Raw genomic sequence first — 11716 nt, 5'->3', positions numbered from 1 at the left:
CGCCTCGTGTCGTGCCCCGGCAAAGGTCGCAGCTCTGCAACCAAACGGCGACCGGCCTGCACGGGTTCCTGACGGGTCGATAGGTTATGCCTCGCCGGATCGCCGCCCCGGCGCCCGTCCGTCCTCGCGCCGGCGGCCCGGCCGAACGACCTCACCGCACCTCCCAGGGGGATCACCACATGACCGCCGACACGCCGCACCCCGGCAAGCTCCCTCCGGTCTTCCAGCCGCTCCTTCCGGACGACCCCCGGGAGGTCGGCGGCTACCGGCTGTTCGCCCGGCTGGGCGCCGGCGGCATGGGTCGCGTCTACCTGTCCTACACGCCGGGCGGGCGCCCGGTGGCGCTCAAGGTGGTCCGCCCCGAGTTCGCCGAGGACGGCGAGTTCCGCCGCCGGTTCGCCCAGGAGGTCAGCAACGCCCAGCGGATCCACGGGCTGTACACCGCGCAGGTGATCGACTCCGGCGGTCTGGACTCGGACGCCCCCTGGCTGGTCACCGCGTACGTCCCCGGCCCGTCCCTGCAGCAGGTGGTGCGCGAGCACGGTGCGCTGCCGGTGCGCACCGTGCTGCTGCTGATGGGCGGCATCGCCGAGGCGCTCCAGGCGATCCACAGCGTCGAGGTGGTCCACCGCGACCTCAAGCCCGCCAACGTGCTGGTCGCCGGGGACGGCCCCCGGGTGATCGACTTCGGCATCGCCCGGGCCGCCGACGCGACCGCGCTGACCGGCACCGGCTACCGGATCGGCTCCCCCGCCTTCATGGCCCCCGAGCAGGCGCAGGGCCGGGCCGTCACCCCGGCCACCGACGTCTTCGCGCTGGGCGCCCTGGCCGCGTACGTGGCCGGCGGCACCCCGCCGTTCGGCGACGGCCCGGACACCGCGGTGCTCTACCGGGTGGTGCACGAGCAGCCGGACCTGACGGCCGTCCCGGCGGACCTGCGCGAGCTGGTCCAGCGCTGCCTGGCGAAGTCCCCGGAGGACCGGCCGAAGCCGGCCGAGATCATCCAGGCCGCCCGCAACCACCCGGAGGTCGGCGGCCAGCTCCGGTTCGGCGAGGACTGGCTGCCGCGGCAGGTCAACACCGAGATCACCCGGCGCTCCGACCTGCCGAGGACGCCCCCCACCCCGCTGCCGGCCGCCCCCGCCACCCCGCCGGCCCCGGCCGCTCCCCCGCAGCCGGTCGGTGCGCCGACCCACCCGGCCACCGTCGCCGCCCAGCCGCCGCAGCAGCCGGCCACGCCCCCGCCCGGCTTCGCCCCGCCGCCGCTCGGCGCGTACGGCGCCCCGCAGCTGCCCACCGAGACGCCGACCGCCCCGGTGCTGCCCGCCCCGCCGACCGTGCCGCTCCGCCCGGAGGCGCCGTCCTTCGACACCCCGCCGCCCGGCCCGGTGGTCACCGCCGCCGCCCCGGCGCCCGAACCGGAGCCCGAGCGCCGGGGCGGGGTGTCCTGGAAGGTGCTGCTGACCGTCGCCCTGGTGATGGCGGTCGGCGGCACGGCGGGCGGCGTGGTGCTGGTGAAGAAGCTGGACGACGGCGACAAGAAGAACAACAGCAGTGGCAGCATCTCGGTTCAGCAGGGCACCGGCACCCCTGCCCCGGTGCCCGTCCAGGGCGGTACCGCACCCAGCCCGAGTGCCACCGCCTCCGGCGTGTCGGTGACGGCCGGCCCCTCGAAGTCCGGGCCGGCCACCGTCTCCGCCCCCGCGCGGCCGGTCGGCTACACCCCGCTGCTGGACAAGAGGGCACTCTCGATCCCGGCCGCCGAGTTCTCCTCGGACGCGTACCGGATCGACCTGAACGCCGGCACGGTGGTGCCGCGCAGCGGCTCCAGCGACCTCAAGTGGGGCCTGGGCGTCACCAACACCGGCACCGGCAGCAAGGCCAACTCCTTCGAGAGCGCGGGCGACGAGAAGTCGGACTTCGCCGTGATCACCGAGGCGACCGTCACGGCCGAGCAGTGCGCCGCCGCGATCGACTCCCGGCCGGACACCGACCTGACGTACAACCGGGTCGCGCCGGGCCGCCTGCTCTGCATCCGCGACCGGGCGAGCCGGAACATCGCGATCGCGGCGATCACCGCCGCGGACCCGACCACGGGCGCCGCCTCGATGACCGTCAGCACCTGGCGGGCCGGCTGACCGGCGGGTCTATCCTGGCCGGGTCAATTCCCACCGGACCGGAGCGAACCGTGTACTTCACCGACCGAGGCATCGAGGAGCTGGAGAGCCGGCGCGGCGACGAGGAGGTCACCTTCGAGTGGCTGGCCGAGCGCCTGCGCGAATTCGTCGACCTCAACCCGGACTTCGAGATCCCGGTCGAGCGGCTGGCCACCTGGCTGGCCCGGCTCGACGACGAGGACGAGGACGACGAGTGACCCGGTGACCGCCGGACGAGGGCCCGGGAGGCAGCCGCCTCCCGGGCCCTTCGCGTACCCCGCGGGGCAGACCCCGGGTCGCCGGCTCCGGGACGGGGTCCGGGAAGCCCCGGGGACGCCTCGGGGATCCCTCGGGGAAGGGTCGGGGACGGGTTCGGGGTCGGAACCGCTTGCTTTTCCCGGCACGCGATATATCGTCTTTGGAAGAGGACGCGATACATCGCGATCGCTGAGCGGGAGGCGGCAGAGATGAGCCAGTGGACGATCGAGGGGCCCGGCAGGACCACCGTGACCGATGAGGTGCGCGCGCTGCACGTGCGCGTCATCGACGGCTCGGTGAACGTGGTCGCGGCCGAGGGCCAGGCCCGCCTGGAGGTCACCGACCTCACGGGCGAGCCGCTGCACGTGACCGTCGTCGACGGCGTCCTGACGGTCACCTACAAGGACATCAACAGCTGGGGCGAGTTCGGCGAGTGGATCAAGTCGATCGGCTCGGTCCGCAGCTTCTTCGACTCCTTCAAGCGCAAGCGCTCCGTCGCGGTCACCGTGACCGTCCCGGCCGGCACCGAGGTGAAGGTCGGCACCGTCTCGGCCGACACCACCGTCACCGGCGTCGAGGGCCACGTCTCGGTGCAGAGCGCCAGCGGCGACACCACGCTGGCCGGGCTGACCGGCCGGATCGACGCCAGCACCGTCACCGGCGACGTGGACGCCCAGGCGGTGGGCGGCCGGCTCAAGGTCAACACCGTCTCCGGGCAGCTCACCGTCGTCGCCGGCACCGCCGACAAGGTCCAGGCCAACACCGTCACCGGGGCCGTCACCCTGGACCTCGACGTGGCCGGCGAGACCGACGTCAAGGTCAACACCGTCAGCGGGGCGGTCGTGGTGCGCATCCCCTCGCTGGCCGACGCCACCGTCGAGGCCGGCTCCACCAGCGGCGAGGTGTCCAGCACCTTCGACGAGCTCAAGATGAGCAGCACCTGGGGCGCCAAGAAGATTTCCGGCCAGCTCGGCGAGGGCCGCGGCAGCCTCAACGTCACCACCGTCTCCGGCGCGGTCACCGTGCTGCGCCGCCCCGACCACGAGGACGACGACCCGGCGGTGGCCAAGGAGCTCCCGGCCTCCCCCGACGCCGACCGGCCCGCCGGGCCCGACTTCACCAAGGAGGCCTGAGATGACCCCCGTGTTCGGCCACGGCCGTCTCCGGCTGTACCTGTTGAAGCTGCTGGACGAGGCGCCGCGCCACGGCTACGAGGTGATCCGCCTGCTGGAGGAGCGCTTCCAGGGGCTGTACGCCCCCTCGGCCGGTACGGTCTACCCGCGCCTGGCCAAGCTGGAGCAGGAGGGGTTGGTCAGCCACAGCACCGAGGGCGGCCGCAAGGTCTACCGCCTGACGGACGCCGGCCGTGCCGAACTCCAGGCTCGCCGGGTCGAGTTGGAGGAGCTGGAGCTGGAGATCCACGACTCCGTGGCGCAGCTCGCCGGGGCGATCCGGGAGGACGTCCGGGACAGCGCCAAGGTCCTGCGCGAGGAGCTGTGGCAGGCCGCCAAGCAGGCCCCCCGGCCGGAGCGCGGCGAGGCCGCCGGCGACCCGTGGGCCGGGCCCTGGGGCGACAACGAGTCCTGGCAGCGGGCCAAGGAGGAGTTCGCGCAGTTCAAGCGGCACGCCAAGGAGCAGGCCAAGCGCGCCCGCGAGCAGGAGAGGGCCGCCAAGGCCAAGGCGAAGGCCGCCGAGGACGAGGCCCGCCGGCTGCGCGAGCAGGCCAAGGCGTCCCGCACCGCGGCCCAGCAGGAGGCGCTGCGGATCAAGCGCCGGGTCGAGCAGCAGGTGCGCGAGCACGCCGCGAAGGGTGACTGGCCGACCGGACTGGCCGAGGGCCTGGCCGAGCTGACCAAGGGCCTGGCCGGGCTGGCCGACGCGGCGCGCTGGGGCCACCACCCCGGGGAGGAGCCGGCCGAGCAGGTCTCGGTGACCCGGATCGACCTCGACAAGGACGCGCCCACCGCGCCCGCCGAGCCCACCGCCCCCGCCGACCTGCCGCCGTGGACGCGCATCGACCCCGCCGCGGACCCGGCCCGGGAGCTGGAGCGGCTGCTCGACCGCTTCCGCGACCAGGTCCGCGACGCGGCCCGGGACGGCGGGGTGAGCGCCGACCGGCTGGCCGAGGCCCGCTCGGTGCTCGGCACGGCCGGCGAGCGGCTGAGGCGGCTGCTCGGCTGAGCCGACGGCCCGCAGCACGGCCGCACGGCTGCACGGCCCGCACCGCGCGCACGGCGCAGCGGCCCGGTGCCCCCGAACGAGGGGCGCCGGGCCGCCGTCGTGTCAGGGGTTGAGCACGATCTTGCCGAAGACGTCGCCCTTGGCCAGCCGGGCGAAGCCATCCCGGGCCTCGGCCAGCGGCAGCACCGAGTCGATCACCGGACGGACGCCGGTGGTCGCGCACAGCGAGAGCAGGCCGGCCAGCTCCTCCTTGGTGCCCATGGTGGAGCCGACCACCTTGAGCTCCAGGAAGAAGATCCGGTTCAGCTCGGTCGCGCTCGGGTTGGGGCCGGAGGTGGCGCCGGAGATCACGATGGTCCCGCCCGGGCGCAGCGACTTCACCGAGTGCGACCAGGTCGCGGCGCCGACCGTCTCCATCACCGCGTCCACCCGGGCGGGCAGCCGGGAGCCGCTCTCGAAGGCCGCGTCCGCGCCGAGCTCGACCGCCCGGCGACGCTTGGCCTCGTCCCGTCCGGTGACCCAGACCCGCAGGCCGGCCGCCTTGCCGAGGACGATCAGCGCGGTCGCCACCCCGCCGCCGGCGCCCTGCACCAGGACGGTGTCACCGGGCTTGACCCCGGCGTTGGTGAACAGCATCCGGTAGGCCGTCAGCCAGGCCGTGGGCAGGCAGGCGGCCTCCTCGAAGCTCAGCTCGGCGGGCTTGGGCAGCAGGTTCCAGGTGGGCACAGCCACCTGCTGGGCGAAAGTGCCCTGGTAGCGCTCGGTCAGGATGGACCGGGGCTCATTCGGGCCCACCCCGTGCCCGGTCTGGCCGATCACCGAGTGGATGACCACGTCGTTGCCGTCCTGGTCGACCCCTGCGGCGTCGCACCCGAGGATCATCGGCAACTTCTCGGCCGGCAGGCCGACCCCGCGCAGCGACCACAGGTCGTGGTGGTTGAGGCTGGCGGCCCGGACCGTGACCACGCTCCACCCGGGACGGGCCTGCGGCTCGGGGAGTTCGCCCAGCTCCAGCCCGCTCAGCGGGTCGTCGGCGTCGATACGTGCGGCGTAGGCAGCAAACATGCCCCGGACGATAGCCGGGACGGCCGGGGCCGGGAACCACGCGGAGGTGTGACGCGTGTCCCGGCCCCAGACCGTTGTCCTGGCGGCGATCCGCCGGAGCGTCAGATCCGCGCGACGCCCTCGGCGCGGGCGGCCTCGGCCACCGCCTTGCTGACCGCCGGGGCGACCCGCTCGTCGAACGGCGAGGGGATGACCTTCTGCGGGGTCAGCTCGTCGGCCACCACACCGGCCAGCGCCTTGGCGGCGGCCAGCTTCATGCCCTCGGTGATCCGCGAGGCCCGCACCTGGAGGGCGCCCGCGAAGATGCCCGGGAAGGCCAGCACGTTGTTGATCTGGTTCGGGAAGTCGCTGCGCCCGGTGGCCACGACCGCCGCGTACTTGTGCGCGACCTCGGGGTGGATCTCCGGGTTGGGGTTGGCCATCGCGAAGACGAACGCGCCCTCGGCCATGGTCGCCACGACCTCCTCCGGCACGGTGCCGCCGGAGACGCCGATGAACACGTCGGCGCCGGCCAGCGCGTCGGCCATCGAGCCCTTGAGGCCGGTCCGGTTGGTCAGGGCGGCGATCTCGGCCTTGACGTCCGTCAGGTCGCCGCGACCCTCGTACACCACGCCCTTGCGGTCGCAGACGGCCACGTCGCCGATGCCCGCCGCCAGCAGCATCTTGGCGATGGCGATGCCCGCCGCGCCGGCGCCGGAGATGACGGCCCGCAGCGAGCCGACCTCACGGCCGGTCACCTTCGCCGCGTTCCACAGGGCAGCGGTCGTGACGATCGCGGTGCCGTGCTGGTCGTCGTGGAAGACCGGGATGTCCAGGGCCTCCTGGAGCCGGCGCTCGATCTCGAAGCAGCGCGGGGCGGAGATGTCCTCCAGGTTGACGCCGCCGAAGGAGGGCGCCAGCCGCACCACCGTCTCGACGATCTCGTCGACCCCGGTGCAGGCCAGCGCGATCGGCACCGCGTCCACCCCGCCGAACTGCTTGAACAGGATCGCCTTGCCCTCCATCACCGGGAGCGAGGCCTCCGGGCCGATGTCACCGAGGCCCAGCACCGCGGTGCCGTCGGTGACCACCGCGACGGTGTTGGACTTCCAGGTGTAGTCGTTGACCAGCTCCGGCTGCTCGGCGATGGCCGTGCAGACCCGGGCGACACCGGGGGTGTAGGCGAGGGACAGGTCGTCCGCGTCGCGCACCGGAACGGTCGCCCGGATCTCCATCTTGCCGCCGCGGTGGAGCGCGAAAACGGCGTCGACCGGATCGTCGGTGTCCTGGGTGCTGCTCTGAATGATCTCCGCTGCCACGATGACCTCTTCGTCATTGTTCTGGCGAGGTGCGCGGCCGACGGAGTGCGCGACCCGTCCGGAAACCGGAAACCGGGTACGCCGAAGCGGACCCGGGGTCGGGGTCGGGGGCGCCCGTCGGGTGGCGCCCTCGGATGAGGGTTTTATGGGGTCTTGTGTTGTCCGCGTAGTGCTACCGGGCCGAGCGTAGGTCGGACAAAGGCATCGCACCTATGCCTTTTCGTCCTCGTCGCGCGCCGTTCATCGCCGTGCTGTCGCGTCGAGTGGGCCCGGCGTCGGAAGCGTCGGACACCAACAACGGCAACGGCGTGAACACACGCACACCCGCAGGAGTGAACGCAGACCCGGAGGGGAGTCGGCACCCCGGATACGGAGCCACGTGATGACTTCCGGTCCTGGGCACCCCGAGCCTGTCGGGGCTCGTCGGCCTGGTTCGAGCGTTCGGGGGTCACCCGGTTTGAATTCTGACACACCCGCCGCCGGGCCTGGCAGGCCGGGATGACAGGATCGCTTGTCCGCCGTTCGGCGGACACCACAGCGACACCTAGGCGACCGCGCGTCCCGCCCACAGGAGCAACCTTCATGCCTCACGTCCCCCAGGTCCGCCGTCCGTTCTTCGTCGCGGCCGCACTGGCCGCGGCCGGCGCCCTGCTGCTCACCGGCTGCGGCGGTGACGGGCCGACCGCCGCGAGCGACCCGGTCAAGGACATCCGCGCCAAGCTCCCCAAGGCCCAGCGCTCGGCCGGGGTGCTGCGCATCGGCATGGACGTCAACTACGCGCCGGTGGAGTTCCGCGGCCCGGACGGCAAGCCGACCGGACTCGACCCCGAGCTCGCCGCGGCCCTCGGCCGGATCCTGGACGTGCGGATCGAGTTCGTGGACACCCCGTTCGACAAGCTGATACCGAATCTGCAGGGCAAGCAGTTCGACGTGGCGATGTCCGCGATCAGCGACATCCGCCAGCGCCGCGAGGGCCTGGACGAGAACGGCAAGCAGGACAACCCCGGCGTGGACTTCGTGGACTACTTCATCGCCGGGACCTCGATCGTCGTCCCGAAGGGCAACCCCAAGGGCATCAAGACCCTGGACGACCTGTGCGGCAAGACCGTCGCCTTCCAGCAGGGCACCACCCAGGACGACATCGGCACCCGGCAGGTGGCCGTCTGCGCCCGCACCGGCCGTCAGCTGACGGTGCACAAGCTGGACACCGATGCCAAGGCCCTGGCCGAGGTCGCCTCCGGCGCCGCCGCGGCCGGCCTGAACGACTTCCCGGTGGCCGCCTACGCGGCGAAGACCATCGACGGCGGCAACCGCTACGAGGTGACCGGCGCGCAGTCCACCTCCATCCCCTACGGGATCGCGGTGCGCAAGCAGGACACCGACCTGCGGGACGCCGTGGCCAAGGCGGTCGACCAGCTGATCCGCAGCGGCGAGTACGACAAGATCCTCGGCAAGTGGAACGTGGCCGCCGGCGCGGCGCAGAACGCGGTGGTCAACGGGGGCATCTGAGCGACGGGCCATCCCGACCGGGGGCGTCCCGACCGGGGGCGGGCGGTCCCCGGCGGGCCTCCGGGCGGAGCGCGGAGGGATCTGCATACTTATACGCAGGGTGACAGGGACAAGCGAATCGTCCGAATAGCGGACGGTGCGAGCCCTTGTTATCCGATTTTGATCTGGATGAGGGCCACCCGACCGTCATCAGATGGCAGGATTCCCCCCATCTCGGATCGAGCCGACCACCGGTCGAGGCGGTTCCGGTCAACGTCCACCTCGGCGGAGGGTGGCGGAAGCAGTCCCCGCACCACCCTGGGCGGCCACCTGCGCCCAGGCAACTGCACCACCAGGCAATGCCCGTACGACGACGTACAGGGACCTAGCCCTCCGTACGGTCCCGTACGGCCAGCTGCCCCCGGTGCGCCGCTTCCGCGGCGTACTCCGCCCGATTTCTCTCCCCAGGAGGAGATCCCCCTCATGACCGCCCGTACCCAGCGCACCCGCTTCCTCGCGGCCGGCGTGGCTGCCGTGTCCGTCTCCCTGGTCCTGACCGGCTGTGGCAGCAGCAAGTCCTCGTCCGGCTCGGCCACCGGCGGCGGCGTGAACGCCAGCGCCACGGTCCCCGCCGTGACCGCCGACCCGTCGCTGGCCGCCGCCGTGCCGGCCGACGTCAAGGCCGCCGGCAAGATCGTGGTCGCCACCGACGCCTCCTACGCGCCCAACGAGTTCAAGGACGAGAAGGGCACCATCGTCGGCATGGACGTCGACCTGGCCAACGCCATCGCCAAGAAGCTGGGCCTGACCGCCGACATCCAGAACGCCACCTTCGACGCGATCATCCCGGGGATCACGGGCAAGAAGTACGCGATGAGCATGAGCTCCTTCACCGACACGAAGGAGCGCGAGGCCTCGGTCGACATGGTGACCTACTTCAGCGCCGGTACGGGTGCCGCGGTGAAGAAGGGCAACCCGGACAAGATCGACCCCAAGGACCTCTGCGGCAAGAAGGTCGCCGTCCAGACCGGCACCACCCAGGCCTCCGAGATCAAGGACACCGTCAACCCCGCCTGTGCTCAGGCCGGCAAGCCCACCGTCCCCAACGACGGCGACAAGTTCGACCTGCAGACCGACGTCACCCAGGCGCTGGTCTCCGGCCGCGACCAGGTCATGCTGGCCGACTCCCCCGTCGTCGACTACGCGATCAAGCAGACCAACGGGCAGCTGGAGAAGGTCGGCGACGTCACCGACACCGCCCCGTACGGCGTGGTGCTGGCCAAGGGCTCGCCGCTCTCCCAGGCCGTCCAGGGCGCCATCCAGTCCCTGATGGCGGACGGCACCTACAAGAGCATCCTGGAGAAGTGGGGCGTGCAGGCGGGCGCGATCGACAAGTCCGTCGTCAACGGCGCCACCAGCTGATCCCGTAGTCCTGAACACAACCCCTGAGGCCACACAGTGAACTCTTCCGACCAGGGGTCGGTGCACCCGGGACGGCCCGAAACCCTCAAGGCCGTCCCGGTCCGCCACCCCGGACGCTGGGTCGGAGCAGCAGTCGTCGCACTCCTCGCGGCGATGCTGATCCACGCCCTCACCACGAATCCCCAGTTCCAGTGGGACGTCGTCGGCACGTACCTCTTCGACTCCACGATCCTGCACGGCCTCGGCGTCACCCTAGAGCTGACCTTCCTCTCCATGCTGATCGGCGTGGCGGGCGGCATCGTCCTCGCGATCATGCGCCTGTCGCCGAACCCGGTGCTCTCCAGCACCGCCTGGTTCTACATCTGGGTCTTCCGCGGCACCCCGGTGCTGGTCCAGCTGCTGTTCTGGAACTTCCTGGGCACGCTCTGGGCCAACATCTCGATCGGCGTCCCGTTCGGGCCGGCCTTCTGGTCCGAGCCCACCAACCAGGCGATCCCGCTGTTCGTCGCCGCCCTGCTCGGTCTCGGCCTCAACGAGGCCGCCTACATGGCGGAGATCGTCCGCGGCGGCATCCAGTCCGTGCCGCTCGGCCAGACCGAGGCCGCGCACGCGCTCGGCATGAGCCAGTTCAACACCATGCGGCGGATCATCCTGCCGCAGGCGATGCGGGTGATCATCCCCCCGACGGGCAACGAGACCATCTCGATGCTGAAGACCACCTCGCTGGTCTCGGCGATCTCCCTGGAGGAGCTGCTCCGGGCCGGGCAGAACATCTACTCGCGCACCTTCCAGACCATCCCGCTGCTGCTCGTCGTCAGCATCTGGTACCTGCTGCTGACCTCGATCCTGACGGTCGTCCAGTACTACATCGAGCGCCACTACGCGCGCGGCGCCAACCGGGTGCTCCCGCCCACGCCGCTGCAGCGACTGCGCCGGCTGTTCGCCGGCAAGCCCGTCCCGCCGGCCAAGGACGACGTGGTCACGGGCCTCGAAGGAGGTGGCCACGTATGACCGACCTGACCAAGCCCCCGGCGGACGCCCCAGCCGTACCGATGGTCGAGGCGCACGGCGTGCGCAAGTCCTTCGGCCTGGTGGAGGTGCTCAAGGGCATCGACCTGGAGGTCAGGAAGCGCGAGGTGTTCGTCCTGGTCGGCCCCTCCGGGTCCGGCAAGTCGACCTTCCTGCGGTGCATCAACCACCTGGAGAAGATCAACGGCGGTCTCCTCTCGGTGGACGGCGAACTGGTCGGCTACCGGATGAAGGGCGACCGGCTCCACGAACTGAAGGACCGCGAGGTCGCCCAGAAGCGCCGGGACATCGGCATGGTGTTCCAGCACTTCAACCTCTTCCCGCACATGACCGCGCTGGAGAACGTCATCGAGGCGCCGGTGCAGGTGCGCAAGGAGACCAAGGCCGCCGCGCGGGAGCGCGGGATGGCCCTGCTGGAGCGGGTGGGCCTCGCCGAGAAGGCGAAGAGCTACCCCTCGCAGCTCTCCGGCGGCCAGCAGCAGCGCGTGGCGATCGCCCGCGCACTGGCCATGAAGCCGAAGCTGATGCTCTTCGACGAGCCCACCTCGGCGCTCGACCCCGAACTCGTCGGCGAGGTGCTGGACGTCATGCGCGGCCTGGCCGAGGAGGGCATGACGATGATCGTCGTCACCCACGAGATGGGCTTCGCCCGCGAGGTCGGCGACGCACTGGTGTTCATGGACGGCGGCGTGGTGGTCGAGTCCGGCACTCCCCGCGAGGTGCTCACCAATCCCCAGCACGAACGCACCCGGGCCTTCCTCTCGAAGGTGCTCTGACCCCGCCCGGTCGGCGCCCGGCAGGAGGCTTCCTGTCGGGCGC

Annotated in this window: 10 protein-coding genes; 8 read left to right on the top strand and 2 right to left on the bottom strand. The window is 71.9% G+C overall.

The window, feature by feature from the left end:
* Window positions 1-179: 179 nt before the first annotated feature.
* The 4 genes from ACZ4WV_RS02335 (at window position 180) to ACZ4WV_RS02320 (ending at window position 4595) form a co-directional block, all read left to right on the top strand.
* Entirely contained in the window at window positions 180-2138 is a 1959-nt protein-coding gene (locus ACZ4WV_RS02335; protein WP_465741938.1) for a serine/threonine-protein kinase, read from the top strand.
* 50 nt (window positions 2139-2188) lie between these two features.
* Complete coding sequence (locus ACZ4WV_RS02330; protein WP_465741936.1) at window positions 2189-2374, top strand: DUF6104 family protein; 186 nt, start codon at window positions 2189-2191, stop codon at window positions 2372-2374.
* Between the two features lie 249 nt (window positions 2375-2623).
* Complete coding sequence (locus ACZ4WV_RS02325; RefSeq protein WP_465741934.1) at window positions 2624-3547, top strand: DUF4097 family beta strand repeat-containing protein; 924 nt, start codon at window positions 2624-2626, stop codon at window positions 3545-3547.
* 1 nt (window position 3548) lies between these two features.
* Window positions 3549-4595, top strand: coding sequence for a PadR family transcriptional regulator (locus ACZ4WV_RS02320; protein WP_465741932.1), 1047 nt, complete (start codon window positions 3549-3551; stop codon window positions 4593-4595).
* Between the two features lie 102 nt (window positions 4596-4697).
* Here the strand turns inward: ACZ4WV_RS02320 and ACZ4WV_RS02315 are convergent, their stop codons facing one another.
* Window positions 4698-5660 carry a zinc-binding dehydrogenase gene (locus ACZ4WV_RS02315; protein ID WP_465741930.1) on the bottom strand — a complete coding sequence of 321 codons (963 nt, stop codon included), beginning with the start codon at window positions 5658-5660 and terminating at the stop codon, window positions 4698-4700.
* Window positions 5661-5761: 101 nt separating this feature from the next.
* Entirely contained in the window at window positions 5762-6958 is a 1197-nt protein-coding gene (locus ACZ4WV_RS02310) for an NAD(P)-dependent malic enzyme (protein WP_465741928.1), read from the bottom strand.
* Window positions 6959-7540: 582 nt separating this feature from the next.
* Between ACZ4WV_RS02310 and ACZ4WV_RS02305 the strand changes: the two genes are divergently transcribed.
* From ACZ4WV_RS02305 to ACZ4WV_RS02290, 4 genes are all read left to right on the top strand, one after another.
* Entirely contained in the window at window positions 7541-8467 is a 927-nt protein-coding gene (locus ACZ4WV_RS02305; RefSeq protein ID WP_465741926.1) for an ABC transporter substrate-binding protein, read from the top strand.
* 462 nt (window positions 8468-8929) lie between these two features.
* The gene (locus ACZ4WV_RS02300; protein WP_465741924.1) at window positions 8930-9868 is read left to right on the top strand and encodes an ABC transporter substrate-binding protein; all 939 of its coding nucleotides are present in this window, start codon (window positions 8930-8932) and stop codon (window positions 9866-9868) included.
* A 36-nt stretch (window positions 9869-9904) separates the two neighbouring features.
* The gene (locus ACZ4WV_RS02295; RefSeq protein ID WP_465741922.1) at window positions 9905-10879 is read left to right on the top strand and encodes an amino acid ABC transporter permease; all 975 of its coding nucleotides are present in this window, start codon (window positions 9905-9907) and stop codon (window positions 10877-10879) included.
* A complete protein-coding gene (locus ACZ4WV_RS02290; protein WP_465741920.1) occupies window positions 10876-11673 on the top strand; it encodes an amino acid ABC transporter ATP-binding protein in 798 nt (265 codons plus the stop codon). Before ACZ4WV_RS02295 ends, ACZ4WV_RS02290 begins: the two co-directional genes overlap by 4 nt.
* Window positions 11674-11716: the final 43 nt, after the last annotated feature.

The organism is Kitasatospora sp. NPDC029312, from assembly GCF_055569215.1.
Note: the sequence above shows the minus strand (reverse complement) of the source record. Positions and strands in the feature narration are given on the sequence as shown.